Origin of the sequence: Sporosarcina sp. P19 (assembly GCF_002743165.1) — a bacterium.
GTDB classification, from domain to species: domain Bacteria; phylum Bacillota; class Bacilli; order Bacillales_A; family Planococcaceae; genus Sporosarcina; species Sporosarcina ureae.
This window is the reverse complement of the sequence record NZ_PDYR01000004.1, coordinates 184,439-207,781: the sequence shown is the minus strand read 5'-3', so window position 1 is coordinate 207,781 and position 23,343 is coordinate 184,439. Positions and strand designations below refer to the sequence as shown.

18 protein-coding genes and 1 other annotated feature are annotated in these 23,343 nt (G+C 40.8%); of the genes, 9 read left to right on the top strand and 9 right to left on the bottom strand.

From position 1 onward, the window contains the following. Positions 1 to 59: 59 nt before the first annotated feature. Positions 60 to 1,442 carry an anthranilate synthase component I family protein gene (locus tag CSV74_RS07090; protein ID WP_233190826.1) on the bottom strand — a complete coding sequence of 461 codons (1,383 nt, stop codon included), beginning with the start codon at positions 1,440 to 1,442 and terminating at the stop codon, positions 60 to 62. 88 nt (positions 1,443 to 1,530) lie between these two features. Next, positions 1,531 to 1,750 (bottom strand) — a binding site (T-box leader). 174 nt (positions 1,751 to 1,924) lie between these two features. Between CSV74_RS07090 and CSV74_RS07085 the strand changes: the two genes are divergently transcribed. The 3 genes from CSV74_RS07085 to CSV74_RS07075 all read left to right on the top strand — a co-directional run bounded on the left by CSV74_RS07085 (position 1,925) and on the right by CSV74_RS07075 (position 6,786). After that, entirely contained in the window at positions 1,925 to 2,629 is a 705-nt protein-coding gene (locus tag CSV74_RS07085; RefSeq protein WP_029053343.1) for a pseudouridine synthase, read from the top strand. A gap of 257 nt (positions 2,630 to 2,886) precedes the next feature. Beyond that, positions 2,887 to 5,298: a bifunctional diguanylate cyclase/phosphodiesterase gene (locus CSV74_RS07080; protein WP_099691122.1), complete on the top strand. Its 2,412-nt coding sequence runs from the start codon at positions 2,887 to 2,889 to the stop codon at positions 5,296 to 5,298. Positions 5,299 to 5,484: 186 nt separating this feature from the next. Next, positions 5,485 to 6,786 (top strand): uracil/xanthine transporter, encoded by a 1,302-nt coding sequence (locus tag CSV74_RS07075; protein ID WP_233190825.1) that lies wholly within the window; start codon positions 5,485 to 5,487, stop codon positions 6,784 to 6,786. A gap of 27 nt (positions 6,787 to 6,813) precedes the next feature. On the opposite strand, the gene CSV74_RS07070 is transcribed toward CSV74_RS07075, so the two are convergent. The 7 genes from CSV74_RS07070 to CSV74_RS07040 form a co-directional block, all read right to left on the bottom strand. Next, entirely contained in the window at positions 6,814 to 7,425 is a 612-nt protein-coding gene (locus CSV74_RS07070; protein ID WP_233190824.1) for an SAM-dependent methyltransferase, read from the bottom strand. Between the two features lie 49 nt (positions 7,426 to 7,474). Continuing rightward, on the bottom strand, positions 7,475 to 9,046 hold the full coding sequence (locus tag CSV74_RS07065; RefSeq protein ID WP_099691121.1) for a sensor domain-containing diguanylate cyclase: 1,572 nt from the start codon (positions 9,044 to 9,046) through the stop codon (positions 7,475 to 7,477). Positions 9,047 to 9,185: 139 nt separating this feature from the next. Beyond that, positions 9,186 to 9,803: an NAD(P)-dependent oxidoreductase gene (locus CSV74_RS07060; protein ID WP_099691120.1), complete on the bottom strand. Its 618-nt coding sequence runs from the start codon at positions 9,801 to 9,803 to the stop codon at positions 9,186 to 9,188. A 112-nt stretch (positions 9,804 to 9,915) separates the two neighbouring features. Then, positions 9,916 to 11,361 (bottom strand): phospholipase D family protein, encoded by a 1,446-nt coding sequence (locus CSV74_RS07055; RefSeq protein ID WP_369823701.1) that lies wholly within the window; start codon positions 11,359 to 11,361, stop codon positions 9,916 to 9,918. 123 nt (positions 11,362 to 11,484) lie between these two features. Next, on the bottom strand, positions 11,485 to 12,267 hold the full coding sequence (locus CSV74_RS07050; protein ID WP_037561641.1) for an ABC transporter ATP-binding protein: 783 nt from the start codon (positions 12,265 to 12,267) through the stop codon (positions 11,485 to 11,487). A 58-nt stretch (positions 12,268 to 12,325) separates the two neighbouring features. Continuing rightward, positions 12,326 to 14,011: a BCCT family transporter gene (locus CSV74_RS07045; RefSeq protein ID WP_099691119.1), complete on the bottom strand. Its 1,686-nt coding sequence runs from the start codon at positions 14,009 to 14,011 to the stop codon at positions 12,326 to 12,328. A 185-nt stretch (positions 14,012 to 14,196) separates the two neighbouring features. Beyond that, a complete protein-coding gene (locus tag CSV74_RS07040) occupies positions 14,197 to 15,444 on the bottom strand; it encodes an EAL and HDOD domain-containing protein (RefSeq protein WP_099691118.1) in 1,248 nt (415 codons plus the stop codon). A gap of 250 nt (positions 15,445 to 15,694) precedes the next feature. Here CSV74_RS07040 and CSV74_RS07035 point away from each other — a divergent pair, with 250 nt between their 5' ends. The 5 genes from CSV74_RS07035 (at position 15,695) to CSV74_RS07015 (ending at position 20,689) form a co-directional block, all read left to right on the top strand. Continuing rightward, a complete protein-coding gene (locus CSV74_RS07035; RefSeq protein WP_099691117.1) occupies positions 15,695 to 15,910 on the top strand; it encodes a spore coat associated protein CotJA in 216 nt (71 codons plus the stop codon). Next, complete coding sequence (locus CSV74_RS07030) at positions 15,910 to 16,173, top strand: spore coat protein CotJB (RefSeq protein ID WP_099691116.1); 264 nt, start codon at positions 15,910 to 15,912, stop codon at positions 16,171 to 16,173. The genes CSV74_RS07035 and CSV74_RS07030 overlap by 1 nt, the downstream gene beginning before the upstream one ends. A gap of 36 nt (positions 16,174 to 16,209) precedes the next feature. Continuing rightward, on the top strand, positions 16,210 to 16,779 hold the full coding sequence (locus tag CSV74_RS07025) for a manganese catalase family protein (RefSeq protein ID WP_099669979.1): 570 nt from the start codon (positions 16,210 to 16,212) through the stop codon (positions 16,777 to 16,779). 114 nt (positions 16,780 to 16,893) lie between these two features. Further along, a complete protein-coding gene (locus CSV74_RS07020; RefSeq protein WP_099691143.1) occupies positions 16,894 to 18,561 on the top strand; it encodes an ABC1 kinase family protein in 1,668 nt (555 codons plus the stop codon). A gap of 70 nt (positions 18,562 to 18,631) precedes the next feature. After that, the gene (locus tag CSV74_RS07015) at positions 18,632 to 20,689 is read left to right on the top strand and encodes a catalase (protein WP_099691115.1); all 2,058 of its coding nucleotides are present in this window, start codon (positions 18,632 to 18,634) and stop codon (positions 20,687 to 20,689) included. Between the two features lie 382 nt (positions 20,690 to 21,071). Here CSV74_RS07015 and CSV74_RS07010 read toward each other — a convergent pair whose 3' ends face one another. Next, positions 21,072 to 21,956 carry a LysR family transcriptional regulator gene (locus CSV74_RS07010; protein ID WP_099691114.1) on the bottom strand — a complete coding sequence of 295 codons (885 nt, stop codon included), beginning with the start codon at positions 21,954 to 21,956 and terminating at the stop codon, positions 21,072 to 21,074. A 112-nt stretch (positions 21,957 to 22,068) separates the two neighbouring features. Between CSV74_RS07010 and CSV74_RS07005 the strand changes: the two genes are divergently transcribed. Beyond that, complete coding sequence (locus CSV74_RS07005) at positions 22,069 to 23,259, top strand: coenzyme F420-0:L-glutamate ligase (protein WP_029053358.1); 1,191 nt, start codon at positions 22,069 to 22,071, stop codon at positions 23,257 to 23,259. Positions 23,260 to 23,343 lie beyond the last annotated feature (84 nt).

The following is a 23,343-nucleotide window of genomic DNA, read 5'->3' as shown; positions in this document are numbered from 1 at the left end:
CTCTCCCCTTCTCGTCTAGACGTTTATGCAATCTTTCAGCAAGGCTTAGGCCTTGGCAATCACTTTGTCATTTCTGTTGCTTCTAGTAAGGAACGGGCTTTATTGGATGTCTCTTTATATTCTAATGAAGGAACAGAAGCTCCTACTATCCCCGCACCTGCCTGGACATACGCTTTGCCTTCTTTTACGAGCATTGTACGGATTGTCAATGCGAAGTCGATATTACCGTTAAGACCAATATATCCGATAGCGCCTCCGTAAATCCCACGATGTTGATCTTCCAGTTCATCAATCATGTCCATAGCGATCGGTTTCGGGGAACCCGTAACAGTTCCTGCTGGCATTGTCGCTTTCAGTGCATCCAGTGCATGCAAACCTGGAGCAAGGTCACCTGTCACTTCGGAAACTAAGTGCATAACATGTTCATAGCGAACTGTTTCCAAGTAATTTGCAACTTCAATCGTTTCGGGACGACAGATTTGTTGCAGTTCTTTCTTGCTTACTTCCACAAGCATATCGTGTTCGGCCAGCTCTTTCGGATCATTGCGTAATTCGATTTCAAGCGCTTCATCTTCTGCTTGATCTCGCCCTCTTCTGCGAGTGCCCGCAATTGGATTGGTTAATACTTTATCTCCGGTGACACGCACGAGACTTTCAGGTGACGTTCCGATGACTGTATGATCTTCAAACTCCATGTAGTACATATATGGAGATGGATTGCGGCGACGCAGTTTACGATACAACGCAAACGGATCACCTGTAATATCTGCTTCAAAGCGACGTGATAGAACGACTTGTTCCGCCTGCCCTTCTTTAATCGCATCAATAACAATCTGGACACGACGCTCAAACTCTTCTTTGGAAATGGCACAACGATAATCAGATAGAGAAACACTATCTTCTTTATCGACTGAACCATTAACAATCATATCCTCGATGGCGTCTAAGTCAGGCGCTTCGTATACTGGATTGATTTCTGTATGCAGCAACGTCACTTCGTGTAATTGATGGTCATAGATCACGATGGTGTCGTAAATATTGAAGTAGACATCCGGCATCTGGAGGTCATCGGCTGTTCGTTGTTCACCATTTCTTGCTGCTCCATACCCTACATAACCAACCGCACCGCCTGTAAACGGGAATCCCGCATCTTCTGTAATACGCGGCATGAGACGCTTCAATAACGTATAGAGATCTCCTTCATGCGTATACGTCCTATTCGTTGAGTAGACGATCTCTTCTACTACACCATCCCGACCACGATACGCTTTTTGAGGATTCAGTCCAATAAATGAATAACGCCCAGACCCACCTGCTTGCGATGAGCTCTCCAACAGGAACTTATGATTCCCTTTCAATCTTCTAAATATCAAAATGGGAGTTAAGGAATCTCCTTCAATCTTTCTCGTCGTGACCCGTAAGTTCTTCTGCTCTGTCATCATGATCATTCTCCTCTGCTTTATGGACTGTCGTATAATTCATATGATTAAATAGAAAAAGCCCTCTGCAAACAGAGCCAGTTAGCCTGTTGCAGAGGACGATTATATAACCGCGTTGCCACCTCAAATTGAAGTACCGAAGTACTCCCACTTTATGTGTTTTCACACTGCCCTTAACGCGGGCAAACGTCTGTTTTTCATCAAAACAGCTGCCATAAGTCCATTCACGAACAATGTGTATCAGTTTTCACCAGCCACTGACTCTCTAGAAAGCACATGCGATCGCTACTCTTCTTATTCATATCTTTTCGCTATTCTCTTCTCTGCTAACTCATCTCATCTACCGGGACGATTCCGCTATCGAAACCTTCTGTCCATCTAGTTATTATATTTATCTTAATATGCAGAATCTTTAATGTCAACAATTTCTTACGGGAAAAATGCTATAATTAGCTTATTGTAACAAGTGCGGAAGGAGAATCTTTATGCGGATTAATAAATTTTTAAGTAGTGCAGGTATTGTATCCAGACGGGGTGCAGATCAGTGGATTGCTGACGGTCGCGTGAAAATCAATGGTCAACTCGCGGAACTCGGCAGTAAAGTCGAATCAGGTGATCAAGTAGAAGTTGACGGCAAGCTAGTCGAACAAGAAGAACAGTTAGTATATATCGCGCTTAATAAACCAGTAGGAATCACTAGTACAACAGAACGCCATATAGAAGGTAATGTGGTGGACTTTGTTAATCACCCATTGCGAATCTTCCACATTGGACGTTTAGACAAAGATTCTGATGGCTTATTACTATTAACGAACGACGGTGACATCGTCAATGAAATCCTACGGGAAGAACATGGACATGAAAAAGAATACATCGTGACAGTGGATAGTCCCCTAACCGCTTCGTTTATTTCACAGATGGAAAAAGGGGTGAAGATTCTTGATACTGTCACAAAACCTTGTACGGTAACAAAACTCGGTCCTAAAACCTTTTCTATTATATTGACACAAGGTTTAAATCGTCAAATCCGCAGAATGTGTGCAGCGCTTGGCTATCACATACGTCGCTTGCAGCGTGTTCGGATACTTACTATTGAATTGGGTGATCTTCCAATTGGTGAATGGCGCGAACTAACAGATGCAGAGCGTAATAAGCTATTCAAAACACTTCATTACAAACCGAAAAGATGAATAGATCATGAAGGCTTTACAAAGCTTTCATGATTTTTTTTGTTATGTAATGCTCTCCTCTTCCTACACTTCTAATAACCTATATATTTTTTCTTCAATAACTAGTTCAAAACTCTCTCATTCATGTTATAATCAGACAGATTAAATCTATTCTTCAATCTATTAGACATTTTTATATAATTTCATAACTTTTATACTTTCAAAGCAAGGACTATTCTACTTCCCCATAACGATTTCTAAAGAAAGGATGTGCCTTTATGCCGTTACATGCTCCTAGTATTTCTTCACACCTATCTACACTACTTGATGAAAAGTTTTGCATATCACTTATCGACTTAAGCGGTCATCTCACCTATGTAAACCAGAATTTTTGCGTGCTGACAGGTTATAGCGAAGATGAGTTAATAGGTAGAACATGGGGGAAGTTAAATAAAGAATTCTCTATTGAAGAAACGCTTTATATACTTAAAAGGCATTTTGTACATGAAACCGTCTATCAAGAAGCCATACAAATTCACTCTAAGTCTGGCTCAGTACACTGGCTGGATATCGCCATTGTACCTATTTATGATACGATCGGAGACTTAACGGGTTATCTCTCACTCGACATTGATGTAACCGGCTCCAAAATGGTCTCAAACGAGTATGCCAAAACACGTATTGACCTTCAGAATTTTAAATATGCACTGGATGAATCAGCAGTAGTTGTCATCACCAATCCAAAAGGCGTAATTACGTATGTCAATAATCGCTTCTGTACCCTTTCGGAATATTCGCGTCAAGAACTGATCGGCAAGACACATCGGGTAGTCAACTCAGGTACACATCCTAAAAGTTTTTTCGCAGATATGTGGAATACGATTCAGTCTGGTCAAGTATGGAGAGACGTGATCCGTAATAAGTCTAAGTCTGGAAGTTTTTATTGGGTCCATACTACTATCGTTCCGTTTATCGGTTCAGATGGGAAGCCGTTCCAATATATTTCCATACGACAGGATGTAACATCTCAGATGGAAGCGGAAAAATCATTAGAATTGGCATTAAAAAATGATTTTTCTACGACTGTGAAAAATCTCCAAAATGCTATTTTTAAATATTCCTTGGACGAAAATGATCAAATTCATATTACGTTACTAGAAGGAAAAGTTGCCGAACAACTTGGAATCACTGCGGATACACTTAATCAGCTCGCATCGAATAAAGGCTTCACATTGTCTACATTTAAGCGACAGCTTCTTGGTGCACTACTTGGTCGTGTAGGACAGTTCGAAATTGACTATCAGTCAAGAACTTTTCTAGTTTACCTCTCTCCTATTTTTGAAGGTGAGAATGTAGTCGAAGTTGTCGGTACCGCCAGTGATATTACAGATCGTAAAGAAGCTGAACGTTTAGTCGAACATATGGCATTTCACGACCATCTAACTGGATTGCCAAATAGAAGGTTGCTGAAGCAGACAGTAGAAGACTTGATTGAGACCCGTTTAAACAACCGGGAACCTTTCGCTCTGCTTTATATGGATTTGGATCGTTTTAAAAATATTAATGATTCCATGGGTCACTATGTAGGTGATCAATTGCTTAAAGCGGTTGGTGCAAGATTACAAACACTCGTTAGGCAAAATGACTTGGTTGGTCGACTTAGCGGGGACGAGTTTCTTATTTTGTGTTCTTCTACGACGAAACAAGGTGCACAAATGGTCGCCAAACGAATTGTCGATGAAGTATCAAAATCATTCCTCATCGATTACTTGGAAATATTTATCGCTCCAAGCATCGGTATCAGCATGTTCCCAGACGATGGTGCACAGTACGATACGCTTCTTCGTAATGCGGACTCTGCTATGTATTTAGCAAAACAATCAGGTAAAAGCACATATCAATTTTTCACAGAGGAACTTTATAAAGACTTGATGGAACGAACTTTAATTGAGATGGAATTACGTCAAGTACTTCACAAAGAGGAATTATCTCTACATTACCAGCCGCAATATGAATTTAATACAGGAAATATGATTGGCGTAGAAGCTTTGGTACGCTGGCAACATCCTTCCCGAGGCATGATCCCACCCGGGCAATTCATACCGATAGCAGAAGAAACTGGGATGATACTTGCCATTGGTTTGTGGGTGCTAGAAACTGCTTGTAGACAGGCGAAAGAGTGGCAAGACTTGGGCCACACTTCACTATTAATGAGCGTCAACGTATCCTTACGTCAGTTTAAAAGTAGTAGTTTTGTGACCGATGTCAAAGACACACTACATAAAACCGGTCTGCTACCACACTATTTGAATATCGAAATTACAGAAAGTATGACCTCTGACGTGGACTATTGCCAAAACATTTTACAAGAACTTCGTGAGATCGGCATTAAAATTAGTATTGATGATTTCGGAACAGGTTATTCCTCATTAAGTTATTTAACTAAGTTTCCTCTAACTCACCTTAAGATCGATCAATCTTTTGTTAGAGAACTGAATTCAAATTCGGTTATTGTCAAAGCTATTATTGACTTGGCTAAGAACTTACACTTACGAGTGATTGCTGAAGGGGTTGAGACTCACGAACAGGCCGAATTTCTCAAGAAGCTTGATTGTGATGAAGCACAAGGTTTTTTGTATTCTAGACCCGTGCCTCCCAACGAACTTTTACAGTTATTCACTACTATATGACTATAATAGGTAGCCAGCAGACGAACGTCTGCTGGCTATTACTATTATATGTGATTGCCAATGAATTACTATTTCATCGAGATAATACTAGAAACATTATTCTTCCTATTAATTTTGTGCTATAGTTTTCTTTATATTTCAATTTTTTCGACATACATAGATAACTATTTACAGGGAGAGATGTGAATGGGCACTACACAAATGCGGTATTCAATTACCGCGTTAGCCGGATTTCAATGGCTATTCTTTATGTTCGCTAATACAGTTGTTATCCCTATTTCGGTCGGTACTGCTTTTGAGCTTGAGCAGATTGAAATCGTTTCAGCCATACAACGCTCATTTATCTTTACGGGAATCGCTTGTTTACTTCAAGGAGCACTTGGACACCGATTGGCATTAATGGAAGGTCAGTCAGGTTTGTGGTGGGGTGTTGTACTCAGCTTGGCCGGAACTGCGAGCGCCATGGGCTTAAGTTTAGCTACAGTTGGAGGCAGTATTGCAATAGGCGCCATGATTTCTGGTGTACTGGTTGCTACTCTCGGTATGCTCGGTATGGGTGAAATTCTTAAAAAGTGGTTTACACCTACTGTCATGTTCGTGTTTTTACTACTGTTGGCTAATCAGTTGATTACTATCTTCTTAAAGGGAATGATTGGTCTCAATGACGGTGAATTCATCAGTCTATCGAAGACTATATTCTCATTCGCTCTAGCGGGTCTGACAATTTTGGTTCATGTGAAAGGAAAAGGAATCATCAGCAGCTTGAACTTACTCATCGGAATGACAGTCGGATGGATTAGTGCTGTGCTGATTTTTCCGCAAGCAGCCACTGAAACAATTAAAACCACGCCATTTATCCAATGGTTTCCTTGGGGTGAGCCAACACTTGAAATCGGCATCGTGTTTACAGTCGTCATTACAGGTTTATTGAATACAACGAACACAATTGCTACTCTAAAAGGCGCAGAAGATATATATGAAAAAGAAACTACTAAAAGTCAGTATAAAACTTCGTTCCTTATAACAGGGGGATTGAATGTCGGTGCAGGTGCGCTAGGCCTCGTTCCGTATGCACCTTATGCTTCATCTATCGGTTTTCTTCAGTCCAGCGGAATAAAGGACAGAGCTCCCTTCTTTATCGGTTCAATACTGTTCATAATCCTTGGGCTCGTCCCGTCATTAAGTGCGTTTTTTTCCACTATTCCTCAAAGCGTCGGAAACACGGTATTATTTGTAGCCTATTTACAGTTATTCCGGTCTGCCTTGCGCAATGTGGAAGGATTAACTTTCGAACCTAAAACTATTTACCGAGTCGCATTACCTGCACTTCTCGGGTTATCGATTATGACTTTGCCAGCCACAGTGTTTTCTTCACTCCCGGAGCTAGTTCAACCTCTATTATCAAGCGGGTTGTTAGTAGGGATCTTAGCTGCACTCTTGATGGAATTCATATTCTGGATAGGAAAGCGATTCAGTTATTCTGCATGAATATAAATACAGCCCTGATCTATAGGATCAGGGCTGTTTGTACGTATAGACTAAGAAGCGCTCTGCTTTGTCATGGATTTGCAAATGTGCAATCGGTATCTCCGCTACTTTCTCAAATAATGGGTGATGATGCAAGAAATAAACGTATTCATCAGTCGGATAATATAGAATGATTTCCAATGTGCGGGGGGAGTTTTCTGCTGACTTTAGAATCCGTTGAACTACAGATCGAAAAATGTCCAAAGAAAATGGATTAAAGAAGTAGAACGTCACGGCATCTGCAGGAATGATGTAACTCTCCGCTATACAGCATTCAAATGAAATAGATCCAGGTCTCTTCGGAAAGGCTTGTCGATAATCCAATAAGTTAGTCATTGCATTTTGATGTAACACACTATTCATTTCTATACCTATTGTGTCCAGACAAAAAAGATGATTTACATAAAAAGGCACTCTTCCTTTTCCGCAGCCAAAGTCAATCAAGCTCCCCTCTTTTAGGAGGTCATGTTCGGCAAATAAATAATTTAGCATCTCGTAAGGTGTCGCTTCATAACGATTATAATGAGATGATTGATGAATCCACTCTCTAACACCGTGGGTTTTGATGTGCAAGCGTTTATCCATAGATTGCTCTGGCACTTCTCCATCTCCTTTCTGTTAATCTACTACTAAAGAAAACCCCGGCATATTACTTCTGCCGAGGTTCATCAGAAACAACGATGGTCTTATTACGTCCTGTACGTTTTGCTTCATACAGACTTTGATCAGCTAATTCGATAAGTCGCGCCGGGTGGTTTGCATGAAGTGGATAAGCACCTACTCCAGATGAAATTGTAATGACTTCACCGCAAGGACTGACTGTGTCCTCCATTTTTTCACGAAGGCGTTCTGCTGTCAGGTAAGCAGTTACTTTATCCGATTTCGGTAATAAGATGACAAATTCTTCTCCACCGTAGCGGCAACATATATCTTGCTTGCGAACTGTTCGTCGCATCCAATCTGCCAAGTAGATCAGAACTTCATCGCCGACTGCATGACCATAGCGATCATTGACACGTTTAAACTTGTCTATATCAAAAATAATTAGAGCAAATGGTGTTCCATCGTCCACCCATTGCTTCATGTAACTATCCATCATTCGACGATTTGTTAGTTTCGTCAACGGATCGATCGTTGATTGGTGAATGAAATAGTTCATCTCATTTTTGAAGTAATCCAAACTATGCACCATAGCTCCTTTTAATTGTTTAGCTTCATAGTACCAATCAGAGATGGCTTCCATTTTTTCTTTTTGATCAGACTCTACACTGTTTTCCGTATAATATGCCAATTTTTGAAGTGGCAGAGCAATCTTTCTTGACAGATACCTAACCAAGAAGAACGAAAGAAGTAGTAACGGGAGAGACTTTAATGCCATCTCCAGCACCATTTCTTTTGCGGGAGCAACAGAAATATCTAGTTGTCTTTGTGCTACAATTCCCCATTCGGCAATGGGGACGTAGGCATATCCCGCCAACATAGGTATTCCCTTTGTGTTAATTAGCTGTGTATAGTTACTTTCCCCTCTAATTACTTTTTGGACCGCTGGGTTACTCGAGACATCTTCTTTCAAACGCTCTTTTTCTTGATGATAAATTAGTTTTCCTGCGTAGTCTACTACATAAACATACGAACCATTTTCATAGTAATGGTTCCCTAGGAGCTTCTCTAATATATTAGGCTGATCGAGATAAATAGCTCCTCCCAAAAACCCTTTATACTCACCGTTTTCAAAAAGTGGAACACTAATAAATATAATTGGTTCTCCTTCAATTCCAACATAAGGGTGAGAGATTATTTTCCTCTTTTCCTTAATAGCTTGCATTGCTCCAATCGATGTCAACTCTTCCCCAACCAACTCAAGGCTCGGAGTGGATGCACCTAGTATGACACCTTCTGTAGAGGCGACCGCAACAGAATCAAATGTATTCGTTTCTGTCCTAATCCGCTCGGCTAACGCATTCAATTGTGTTTGTGAAGAAGGGTCATCAAGGAGAGATAGGACTACTTTCGCATTAACTTCTAATGTGTTTAATATTTCCCGTAAATAAGTATCTGTAGTGGACGTTAGCTTTTGGACATATGCGTAGTTAGTTTCTAGAGTAGAATTTATTAATGTTTGTTTATGCACTTGATATGCCACCGTAGTACTCGTTAGAAAGGTCAATGCAATCGCCAATATTGCCACGACTTGAATTAAGTTCTTCAAGGACCATCTCATCTGTTTCCCCATTCTCCTTTTCCCTGTGGTTCTATACTCCTATTATATCATAGAGAAAAGAGATTTTATGAGACTTTTTTAATATTCAATGCAGAATACACCAATATTTTAAATGTGCTCTCACCTAAATAGACATTTTTTAATAGGAAATTCCTACTCTATATCCCTTATACTCTTGTTTAGATAATTCATCATACGCGAACGCAGCAGTATCACCGGTAGAAATCTTGGCGCCATCAATCGGTAAGTACTCTCTTTCCGTCCGATAATTGCCGACCGCTTCTCCATCAGGTAAATAGGTTGGGCACACGATCGTCCAGTCTAGACCGGAATCTTGCAACATTGTAAATACTTTATGGTGCTCCTCTGCCGCAAATGTCAACTTACGATGGGATTCATTCGATTGATAACGTAACTTGGACGGTTCTGTTCTACTATTTAATATGCCTGCAGTTCCAATTGTTACGATTCTTTCGATTCCGTGTTCTTTCATTCCTTCAATAATAGCCGGCATTGCTTCTGTCAGTGTGGTTGTTTTGTCAGTGCCAAGAGCACTTACGACTGCGTCGGCCCCCGATAATGCCTTTTTTACTGCATCCGGATCCCGTACGTCACCTGCAATGATCGTCAGCATTTCTTGAGATTTGCACATCTCAGGCGATCGAACGACTGCCGTTACCTCATTACCGTCAGTTAATGCACGACGAACAATCTCACTTCCTGTACGGCCTGTTGCTCCAAATATTACAATCTTCATCTACTACATCTCCTATGTTCAATTTATTGTTAGATACTCTTCATGTTTTACATTCGTTCTTTGCGTTAAATATGAGTAAAGCACTGGCAACAATAAGCGGTGCTTTTTTATTTTAATATGATGTAAGCTTCGCCCAGCGTTGCAGTGCGTAAATTCCTCGTTGGAAGAATGTCAGGCCGTTTTGGTATTCTTCTACGTCCAGAGTGTATAGCGCGTCTTCATTATTCCATATCCGATCGAAATACGCGTTGATTTCATCTGTCAGCTCGCTGTCTGTTGGTGCTATAATACGCAGATTTGCTTCCAGGTTATAATCACGTAACGTACGCTCCGTTATATTGGCAGATCCGTTTGTAATATACGTCTCGTCCGCAGTCTGTACCGTTACTAGCTTGGTGTGATATTGACCGATTACGGTATTGTACCAACGTACTTTAATTTTATCATCTGTATTCTCTCTTATTTCTTGGACGACGGGGCGATTAGGCAAACCTGACTTTTTACTACCGAATGAGTTTTCGTTCGGATCTAGGATCATCTCTACATGTACACCACGATTGGCTGCATCTTCTAAAGGTCGGATTACTTCCTGCTCAGAAAGATAAAACATGCCCATACGGATTACATCATCTTTTTTTGCTTTTTTAATATCGCTCACTAATGCATCCATTACCTTGCTCTCTGTTAAGTACTGGACCTGGTAGGGTCCTTCTTGTTCTTCCGTTTCGATACGCGGTAACGTTCCGCCTGATGAATACTGAAGCACAGCTTCTTCCGATTCCAATATATCGTTCTGGATTGGGCCTTTCACTTTGAATGCCACATTACCGTGTCGACCACTAGCTGCGTGAGGATTAGAAGACGTAACTAATGCCGCTTGTTCTGTCACAAGAGTTTTTCGATGATTCGCTTTAACATTCGACAACTTCAAATAAGATGAAAACTTCACATCAGGCGCATCACTCGCCAAGAAGTTGGGAAAACGATTATTTTCGTTAAAATCAAACCACTGTAGGAAGATGCGGTATAACCCAGAGTATAAGGGCATTGAATCACGTAATGGCTCCAAGTCTGTGTACACTACTTGCACACCTGCTTTTTCCAATGCTTTAAACCATTCCGATTCATAGGATTCATATCCTGTATTCACTGGATCCGTTATGTATACGATCGGCATGTCAGGAAACTCTTTCCTCTTCTTCACAAGTACTTCTGTAAGTTGATCCGCAATTTGAGGAAAGTCTTCTTTTTCATCATAGTAATCATCCATTAAGAAGAAGTCGAGCACGACAAACTCTTGCGCTTCTTCAATCATTCGAAAAACCTCATTGAATATACGAAGTTCTGATTTGTAGTGATCTTTTGACTTCGTCTTAGAGTACGTTAAATCATAAATGAACTCTACGTCTTCTACTTGATGAAGTTCTCCTTTATATGAAATACCGGGTGGCAATGGCTTATACGTTTGCCAAAGCATGACACCCGCGTAAAGCAATGCAACAAAAAGCAGTGCGTAGGAGGCTATGCGCTTTTTAGTCATTTTACGTTTATGATTCACCAAAAGCTCTTTCCCCCTTTCCCTAGTTCATTTGATATACTCGTTCCTGCACACATCGTATGGTGATATTATGTTTTTTATACTATTCCCTCTCTATCTTGCAATAAACTGTATGGATCTGCATTATTTCATTGAAAGATAAGGTCGTTCTGCATGCCACTCAATAGTTACAGGTACCTGATACGTTTCGGATAACAGTTCGTCCGTCAAAACTTCTGTTTTAGGACCACTCGCTACAATCTTTCCTTCTTTTAATAATAGTACGTGAGTGATTTCGGGAACGAGTTCTTCTATATGATGTGTGACATAAACGAGGTGCACATTATTTTCCGTAGCAATTTTAAGCGCTTCAAGAAATTGTTCTCTTGCCAAAATATCCAATCCAGAACACGGCTCATCCAAAATCAATAAATCTGGATTACCCATCAATGCTCGTGCAATCAATACACGACGTTTTTCTCCTTCAGAGAGTAATCTGAATTTCTTGCCTTTGACGTCTTCCAAACGAAATTCCTTCACTAAATAATCGGCACGTATCCAGTCTTCAGCTATAATTTCATCGTAAATACCAAAGCTCGCAAATTTACCACTAATGATGATCCGCTCAATCGATTCATTCCAGAAATAGTCCGAGAACTTCTCTAGAGAACTACTGACAAAGCCGATTTTCTTACGTAATTCAGGTAAGTATGCACTCCCAAACCGTTTGCCAAGTACCTCCACTTCACCACTAGAAGGAATTTCATATGTAGAAATAATAGATAATAACGTAGTCTTACCAGAACCATTCAATCCAAGCATACCCCACTGCTGCCCTTTCTCAATATCCCAAGTTATATCTTGCAGGATTTGATTATCGTCTCTTGTAAACTGAATGTCTTCAACTTTTACAATGGCCACATACATTCTCCTCTCTATGATAAAAGACCGATTCGCGCTAAATGCTACGAACCGGTCTTTTCTTCTATTCGTTCTTTTCTTTCTCCACTTCTCGGTACTTTTTCTTTTCAAGCTCTTGATACTTTCTATCGTTTTTCTCTTTAATTTTCCTAGCCTTTTCTGCTTCTCTGCGTGCTCTCTTCTCTTTTTCACTTTCTTTCCGTTTACGTCTCTTTTTGACTTCGCCTTCTACATGTTCAAATTGGCGAATATCTGTCGGTCTGACTGTAATCGGTTCTCTGGCTAATAGTTTGGCCAACGAGAAGATCAGTAATAGAAGTAGTAAGGTAAACGGCAGGGCAGATACGAGTGATGCTGACTGCAAAGCTTCTAATCCGCCTGCATATAATAATACAGCCGCGATTGCAGTCATTAGGAATCCCCAGACGAATTTCACAATTAACGGAGGGAACAAACTACCACGCGTTGTCATACTCGCTAGAATATACGTTGCTGAGTCAGCTGACGTGATCAAGAATGTAAAGATTAGCACAATAGCTAGGAACGATACGATCCCTGTCATTGGTAAATGTTGAAGTGTCGCAAAAATAGCTGATGTCACATCTTTGTCTACTTCTTGTGCAATTTGTGTACCATTACGCAAGTCGCTGTATAGTGCAGTTCCACCGAGCGTGGCAATCCACATACAAGAAAATGCTGGTGGTATGACCATGACACCCATGATGAACTCTCGGATTGTTCGTCCTTTCGATACACGTGCCACGAATGCACCGACGAAAGGTGACCAAGCGATAGTCCAAGCCCAGTAGAAAATGGTCCAATCCTTTACCCAAGTGCCACCTTGATAAGGTTGTAGACGCAAACTGTACGTAATGAAGTTATTGATATAATCTCCAATCGCCAGCGTAAAGGTTTCCAATATAAATACTTTTGGTCCTACTATAAAGAAAAACAGCAATAATGCAATTGCCATACCCAAGTTAAAATTACCTAGATAGGCAATACCTTTACTCAAGCCTGTTGAAGCAGATGTCATGTAGGCAACGAACACAACAGCAATGATCAGCAGTTGAATCGTAAACGTACTCTTAATATTAAAGACATACTCCATACCACCACTCATCTGTAAGACACCCATACCTAACGAAGTAGCAATTCCCATGACAGTTGCTATGACTGCAAATGAATCGATTCCGGTCTTAACGTATTGATTACTTCCAATCAACGGCTCGAGCGCCGTTGAAATCAAACCATCCTTCTTCTTCCGGAACTGAAGAAACCCAATAACTAGCCCTACTATGCCAAATATTGCCCATTGAGAAATTCCCCAGTGGAAGAATGAATACCCCATTGCCACACGTGCCGCCTCTTCTGTCTGGGCTTCAGCACCAGCAATAGGTGACTTAAAGTAGTGACTCATTGGCTCCGCCACACCCCAGAACACCAATCCTACACCGAAACCGGCAGAAAAGAGCATACCAATCCACGTAAAAAACGGATATTCCGGACGTTCTGTATCTCCACCCAAACGAATGGCTCCGAATTTACTAATTGCCAATCCTACTAAAAATATAATGACAATAAATACTGCTAGTAAATAAAACCATCCAAAATTATCTGTCGTAAAATGGTAGAGCCTTTCAGAAACCACGCCAAACGGTACAGGTATGGTCGCTCCTAGTACGACGAGCACAAAAATAAATACGGCAGAAATAGAGAACACGGGATTTTTCCAGAACTTTTTATCCAAACCTATCGACTCCTAGTGTTCATTTGGTAACTCTCTTACTACACTCCTTACCCCAATTACAAGAAATATAACGTACTTCTGCCCATATCAATTACAGAATAAGAAGTTACCAAATAGATTATAACTGTCAATATTACACATCAAAAAAGACATCTTCAAGTGCAAATGTCTTTTTCAGTATATATTCAGTTCATTTCATCCTCTATTCCCTGAGACCAGCGTAAGGCTTGTAGAAAAATATGGCTTAACTCTTTTCGGGGGATTGCGAGTTCACGTGAAAGTCGCTCTACTGTTTCCCAATCAAAATGCTCTACCGATTTTATTAGCTCCATGTATGAGCTCATTTCAGTTTGCTTCCCATTTAACGTATCCATAATGACATTAGACAAAGAAAGTAATGGCAAAATATCTTCCCATTTCCGCCGCATCACTGCATCAATCAACGAAAACATACCTGTGAGAAAGTACTCGTCCTTATTTGGTTTTCTTTTATACTTCGCTAACAGCTCACATGCTCGTGCACGACGAAGTGATAATTCAATAAGCGCTTTCACACGACCATCTTGTAGATCTTGACCTAATTCATGCAACATTAGAACTTGTAGCCACTTCTTCGTTTCATTTAGCCCGATCATCATAATCGCTTGCTTAATAGAGCTGATTTGACGCGGTATGTCAAAGGCTAATGAGTTGATAAAGCGTAACAATTTATAGGATATCGATACATCCTGCATAATTAGATTGGATAGTTGATCAATAGACTGGGGTTCCTGTTGGAAATAATCAATAATCTGTAGATGAATTAATGTATTAGATGGAATTTCAGCACTTTGAATAATATCAGGTTTTGCGAAAAAATAGCCTTGAAACAAATCATAGCCACTCTTTAATGCGAGCTGGTAATCTGCCTCTGTCTCCACCTTTTCCGCCAATAAAATAATCGTTGGATATCTTTTCAAAAATGTGTTGATGCGATGTTTCTCCGTTATGCTTGTTTGGATGAAATCCACTTTGATAATATCCACCAGCTCAAATAACTGAGAATAGGTTATGTATTGATCTTGTAAAATAAAATCATCTAACGCTAGCGTAAATCCCGCTTCCTTAAACATTCGCAGCCGACGCAAAAGAGCAGGTGTTATTTCCACATCCTCCAAAATCTCGATCACTACTTGATCAGGATTCAGACTCATAAATACGTCTTGCGCTAGCAGTTCACCTGAAAAATTTATAAATGAACGCACACCACTTGTTACCTGATCTATTCCAACGGTGAGAAAAGTATTGATTAATAGTCCGATTGTAGCCTGTTCAGGATTTATATCAGGAAAACAGTTCTCTTCGCTATTTCGGTATAGTAGTTCATATGCATAAATCTCACCTGAGCGGCTCAGGATCGGCTGCCTTCCGATAAATATGGAGTAATCATCCATTTATGCCATCTCCACGTTTCATTTGAACGTCTCCTTCATTGTATGTATTCTTCCTACGGAACTACTGAAGCCACGTACCCCTTCCATTGTACTAGAATACGAGTTATTAATAAATATATTAATTAGATATAACTATTCTATTCCAAGGGACCTATAATACCGAAATTAATTTATTCGCTATGGAGAAAGATTGGGTTCGGTCATATAGCATGAGAAATTTACATATCTTGCGTAGAGGAGTTGATAACGAATGGATTATACGTTCAGAGGAAGTTATGAACCATATATTTCTCCGTGGGATCCGTGTCCACCTGTCAAAGTCAAAACGTTTTCATTGCCGCCTCAGCTTTTTATGAATTTCCAGCCCACGTCACTTCCACAATTTTCACCTGCTGAAGCTTTACAACAGGGGTCGCTGTGGCCGGCACTAGTCGACGGCTATTCAAAAAGGGAGGGGATCTCCTGATGGATGCAACGGAACGAAGAGACATGTTGAAGAATGTGCAACAAGCCGATTTTGTGGTAGTCGAACTGACACTCTACACCAACACGCATCCTGACGACAAGGAAGCACTTACGCAATGGCGACATGCTATAAAAGAAGCAGCAAGACTAAGGAAAATGTACGAAAAGCGTTTCGGACCGCTTTCCTTACATTCCATACCGTCTGAACAAGCCATTGATACGGGTTGGCGCTGGAACCAAGCACCTTGGCCATGGCAAATGTAGTCTCAACCATATACTAGGTTACTGGAGGGAATATTGATGTGGGTCTATGAGAAAAAGTTATTGTATCCGGTAGAGGTCAAAGAGTGTAACCCAAAACTTGCGAGGTACATTGCTGAGCAATATGGCGGTGCAGACGGCGAGCTAGCTGCTGCATTACGCTATATGAATCAGCGCTACACCGTTCCTGATAAAGTCATCGGTGTACTGAATGATATTGCGACCGAAGAGTTTTCTCATTTAGAAATGCTTGCTACCATGATTTACAAATTAACGAAAGATGCGACCCCCGAACAACTTGAAGAAGCCGGACTTGGTGCACATTACGTCAATCACGGCCATGCGTTGTTTTATGAAAATGCGGGTGGTGTACCCTTTACGACTACGTACTTACAAGCAAAGGGAGATCCGATAGCTGATTTGTACGAAGATATAGCAGCGGAAGAAAAAGCACGCGCTACGTATCAATGGATCATCGATATCTCAGACGATGCATGGATTAATGATTCTCTTAAATTTCTAAGAGAAAGAGAAAACGTCCATTCACTGCGTTTTCGTGAAGCGGTCGAAGTCTTGAAGGAAGAACGCGATAGGAAAAAAATCTTCTAACATGAATGGGTCTCCTTTTCTCTTTTCAACAAAGAGAAGGAGACCTTTTTAGTGTTTAATTACAGGAATACAATGGTATCTTTTGTAGAGAAGGTAGATTCGGAGGTGTTCTTTTTGTTAAAACGAAGAATGAAAAATGCACAGCGTTCACAAGAAATTATAAATGTCTTTTTAAGAAATGGATTCAGTCATGTTTTATTTCGTCTTGGACTGACAGATCGAAAGTTTACTTCTGCGGATGAACAAATCGATCTGAATTTATATCATGTCGGTAAAAAATTACGAACTGCATTAGAGCAACTCGGGCCAACTTTCGTTAAGCTTGGACAAATTGCCAGTGGCCGGCGCGATTTAGTCCCAGAGGAAATTGCTTCAGAGCTTGAAAAACTACAAGACCATGTGGAGTCTTTCCCATTTGAAGTAGTCAGGGAAATAATCGAGCATCAATTAGGGGGAACGATTGAAGAACTCTTTTTAGAATTCAATGAAAAGCCACTCGCATCAGCTTCTATAGGTCAAGTGCATACCGCTCGGTTGCCTAACGGTGAACACGTAGCGGTGAAAATCCAGCGCCCCAATATCCAACAACAAGTGAATACTGACCTCGCTATCTTGCACGACTTGGCCGGATTTCTCGAGAAGAATATGGACTGGGCGAAAGCGTATCATATAAAAGATTTAATCTATGAGTTCTCTCATTCTCTACGTGAAGAATTGGACTATCAACTAGAAGGCCGTAACGCAGAACGAATCTCGCACCAATTTGCGAAAAACCCTACCATCCAAGTTCCAGTTGTTTACGATGAATACACTACGCGTGTTGTGCTAACGGCAGGACTGGTCACCGGCATTAAAGTGAGCAATATCGGACAACTGGACCGCGAAGGATATGACCGCAAGTTGATTGCAGAAAGAATTGCAGATTCCATGCTGTCTCAAGTAATAGAAAACGGTTTTTTCCACGGTGATCCTCATCCTGGTAACATCTTCATTGCACCTGGAAACGTTATTCATTATTTAGATTTCGGTATGGTCGGTCAACTAAGTAAGGAAATGACGTATCATTTCATATCATTGCTCGTTGCCTTGCAAAAAGGAAATATTGCTCGATTAATCGATGTCTTCGAAGCTATGAATATTTTACATGAACAGACTAAAACAGATGCCCTTTATCGTGATTTACAGATTATTCAACGGAAATATTATGAGACACCTCTCACAGATTTAAGGTTAGGCGATGTATTTATGGAAATTTTCTCAATCGCTTATCGACACCGCATACGTTTGCCGAATGAAATTGCAATACTTGTAAAGGTGATTCTGACACTTGAAGGTGTACTCGGAAAATTGGATCCTTCATTCAGTATTATGAAAGCCATCGAACCGTATGGTAAAAAGATGGTGTTCAAACAATTCGATCCACGCTACTTACTGGAGAATGGCTGGCATACTTTTGTTAAGAATGCCGAAATTCTGTCCGAATTACCTAACGATATGAAAAAAGCCATCAAAACCATACAAAAAGGGAAAGTGGAATTAGACGTCGGCTTGAAGCAAACAAACATTATTTTCCGCCGACTTGATAAAATCGCTAACCGCCTTTCTTTAAGTATCGTGTTGTTGGCATTCAGTATTCTAATGGTCGGCCTAATTATCGGTTCTGCCATTTCCGGACAAACCGCGCTCTTCTTAAAGTTGCCGCTCATTGAAGTCGGTGCGGTCATCGCAACTCTAATGTTTATTTACCTGCTATTTTCCATCTTACGTTCCGGACGAATATAATGTTCTGTTTATCCCTACACAATTGGGGAATAAGAAAAGCAGACTACTATTTTCGATGGGAGGATTTTATGTGAAGAAAGATCATCAAGTAAACGAAGAGAGTAAAAATAAACAATTGGAGACATTCCGCGCGCGTGACTACGAACATTCTATGACAACAAATCAAGGATTGAAGATTTCAGAAGATGAACATTCACTAAAAGCAGGAACACGCGGTCCAACGCTAATGGAGGATTTCCATTTCCGAGAGAAAATGACGCACTTTGACCATGAACGAATTCCAGAGCGGGTAGTTCACGCACGGGGCTTTGCAGCGCATGGCGAATTCGAAGTGTATGAGTCCATGAAGAAATATACAAAAGCAGGATTTTTACAGGAGCCAGGCACCAAAACTCCTGTATTCACCAGATTCTCTAGTGTAGCAGGTAGTAAAGGTTCTGCTGAAACCGTACGTGATGCACGAGGTTTTGCCGTGAAGTTTTATACACAAGAAGGTAACTATGATCTAGTAGGAAATAATATACCGGTATTCTTTATTCAAGATGCTATTAAATTTCCTGACTTAATACATGCTGTGAAGCCTGAGCCACATAACGAAATGCCGCAGGCCGCATCTGCACATGATACATTCTGGGACTTTGTTGCGAACAATCAAGAATCTGCACATATGGTCATGTGGCAAATGTCCGACCGTGCTATTCCAAGGAGCTTCCGTATGATGGAAGGGTTCGGTGTACACACGTATCGCTTTGTAAACGACCAAGGTGAAGCGCACTTTGTGAAATTCCATTGGAAACCAAAGCTCGGTGCCCACTCCTTAGTTTGGGATGAAGCGCAGAAAATTAACGGAAAAGATCCTGATTTCCACCGTCGTGATTTATGGGAGTCGATTGAACACGGAAACTTCGTAGAATTTGAACTTGGCGTACAATTATTAGAGGAAAAAGATGAATTTAAATTTGATTTTGATATTCTAGATCCTACTAAGCTATGGCCTGAAGAAGATATTCCGGTAAAAATCATTGGAAAAATGACTTTAAATCGCAACGTAGACAATGTATTCGCTGAAATGGAGCAAGTTGCATTCCACCCAGGCAGCGTGGTACCCGGAATTGATTTCTCGAATGATCCACTATTGCAAGGTAGATTGTTCTCCTATACAGATACACAGTTAATCCGTCTAGGCGGACCCAACTTCCATGAGTTGCCTATTAACCGACCGGTCTGTCCGTTCCACAATAACCAGCGTGACGGATACGGCAGACAGACCATCAACGTCGGACAAACTCATTATCATAACAATTCATTATCCAACAATAAACCGGACACGGCTTCCGAGGAAGATGGCGGCTACGTACATTATCAAGAGAAGGTAGAAGGCCGCAAAGTACAAGCCCGGAGTGATTCGTTCAAAGACCACTTCTCACAGGCCCGTCTATTCTGGAACAGTATGTCTGACGCAGAGAAAGAGCATATTATTGCAGCGTTTAGCTTTGAAATTGGAAAAGTGAATGATATGAATGTGAGAAAACAAGCAGTGGATATGTTTGCTAATGTCGATATGAATATGGCGACTCAAGTTGCTGACGCAGTCGGTGTCGAGGCACCAACAGATGTCACACAGTCTAGCGAATCTAAGTCTTCCCCTGCCCTCAGTCAGGAGAACACGGCAAAAGTGCCCGATACGCGTACAGTAGCCGTGTTGATCGCGGACCAGTTTGACGATGAAGCGCTTGAGCCATTCTTGAAGGCTTCATTGGATGCAGGTATGACGGTTAATATTGTGAGCGAGAAGTTCGGCAAGCTGACGGGTAAGAATGGGGCTACAGTTGATGTAGACGAAACATTGTTGACAGTTCACTCCGTCCTATACGATGCGTTGTATGTTGTAGGTGGACAAGCGAAGCAACAACAGAAGTTTGATGCGGATGTTGCTGATTTCGTCAATGAAGCGTATATGCATTTCAAACCGATCGGCTCTGCTCCAGCAGCTGAAGGGTTGATGGAGAAGACCAAAGTAAAACCAGGTCCTGGCATTTTGACGGACTTGACGGTTTCAGGTGAAGGCGAGCAATGGGTAGAGGCTGTTGCACACCACCGCTTCTGGGATCGTAATATTTACGCATAATCAAACAAAGGCTGACGCAAGAAGATCCATTTCTTGTGTCAGCCTTTTTTATGGGTAGTTTTAAGTTTAAGGTTCATAAACTTGAAAGAATGGAGAGTGAATTAATGAGTACAAGCGAATTGAAGCTCCAGCTTCCGCTTCAATCCCTGCCTTTATAGTGGTAGAACCCGAATCACTTACTGACGATAATGTATGAAGTATTGTTGCTTTTAAACCTATTTAGGTGCAACTGTAGATTTAAGTCAAAATTGACTAATACTCTGACTTTAATGTGCAACACTACTTATCCCCCAGTTGATCTGTTGGGATTTGAGCATAAGCAAAGCGTTTGGAGCACATTTTCCCAATGGGTATATGCACCCCAACATCGCTGTCGGCCTATCTAATTCTTCTCCAATATCCCTATAAACTTCGAAGCCGCTGGTGATAGCGACACTCCTTTTAAATAGCACACACCGATGCTGCGCTTAGGTATGGGTTTTAAAAACTCTACTTCCTGCAGCATGCCACGTTCCAAGTACTCTTCCGAAAACTCCTTGACCACACATGCAATGCCCAAATTGATTTGGGCAAATTCCAACAACAACTCATGAGAACCTAGTTCAAATTCAGGGTAAATCTTTACACCTTCCTTCAATAGAAAGTCTTCTACATACTGACGTGAATTGGATTTCGACTCCAATAAAATTAACGGTAATCTTGCAAGCTCCTGCAGAGGCACGGGTTTCAAGAAAAGTTTTCGAAATCGTTCTCCGTATACGAACGTGTCTTGTACGTCGAAACACGCATGCTTCTCCAACGAATCATCTTCAATTGGAAAATTACAAATGGCAATATCCACTTCGCCTGATTTCAGCGCAGCGATTAGCTCTAAAGTTGTGCCATTTGTAATTTTGAATCGGATGCCCGGAAAACTTGTATGGAAAGCTTCCAGGTAAGGTAGCAGATAATAACGGGAAATCGTATCCCCTACACCTATTTTCAATTCACCTGATGATAGATTCTTCAACTCCTGTAACTTTTCATTGCCTGCCTCGATTAAATTCAGTGCCGAATTGGCATACTCGTATAGCAAGGAGCCTTCATCGGTCAATGTCACCCCTTTGGATGTACGATTAAACAGACGTGTGTCCAAAGCTCCTTCCAACTGCGATATTATTTGACTAACGGCAGGCTGTGTCATAAATAAACTTCGAGCGGCTTTTGAGAAACTTTCATTATGAACAACAGTTTGGAAGACTTTATACCACTCTAAGTTGATTGACATATAACCACTCCTTATATCCCCTATTAAGTATATTAATTTTACTTATACCATAAATGAACGTTATAATACAAAGAAGAGTGATCAAATTGAGTTTCACTAAGGAGCGATTGTTTTGGGAAGAGTTGTAGGAACGGTTGTTAGGGGATTACGTTGCCCGATTATAAATGAAGGTGACAATATTGATCAAATCGTAGTGGATAGTGTATTAGAAGCTTCAGAAAAAGAGAATATTACGTTTCAAGATAAAGATATCGTATCCATTACGGAATCAATTGTAGCGCGTGCACAAGGAAATTATGCAACAATCGATGATATCGCAAAAGATATCGAAGCGAAATTCGGTGATGATACAATCGGTGTCATTTTCCCTATTCTTAGTCGTAACCGTTTTGGAAACTGCTTACGCGGTGTCGCAAAAGGCGCGAAGAAAATCGTTTTAATGCTTAGCTATCCTTCCGATGAAGTCGGTAACCACTTAGTTGAACTGGATCGTCTAGATGAAAAGGGAGTTAACCCTTGGACTGATGTATTGACTGAAGTTGAGTTCCGCGAACACTTCGGCGAGAACAAACACCCATTCACAGGCGTTGACTATATTGAATATTATAAATCATTGATGGACGAGTTCGGTGTAGAGCATGAGGTCATTTTCTCCAATAATGCGAGAACGATTTTAGATTATACGAAAACTGTACTGACTTGCGATATCCATACACGTTTCAGAACAAAGCGTATTTTGGAAGCAAACGGTGCCGAAAAAATTTATGGTTTGGATGACATTTTGGCAACTTCTATCGATGGCAGTGGCTACAACGAACAGTTCGGCTTACTTGGCGCGAACAAAGCCCAAGAAGACAGCATCAAACTGTTTCCTCATAGCTGTCAGCCTATAGTAGATAACATTCAGGCCATGTTGAAAAAAGAAACGGGCAAACATATAGAAGTGATGATCTACGGAGATGGCGCGTTCAAAGACCCTGTAGGTAAGATTTGGGAACTGGCCGATCCAGTCGTATCCCCCGCTTATACAGATGGACTTGATGGCATCCCAAATGAAGTAAAGCTAAAATACTTAGCTGATAATGATTTCTCTGAATTGCGCGGAGAGGAATTAAAGAATGCTGTTTCTAATTTTATTGAGAATAAAGATACTAATTTAATGGGATCCATGGCTTCACAAGGAACAACTCCTCGTAAGCTAACGGATTTAATCGGTTCATTATCTGACCTGACTTCAGGTAGTGGTGACAAAGGTACACCTATTGTCTTTATTCAAGGATACTTCGATAACTTCACAAACTAAGATGTTACACCTGTGAGAATACTCACAGGTGTTTTTTATTTTATCGCCCAAGTATTATAAACGGATCTTTTTTCTATGCTACAA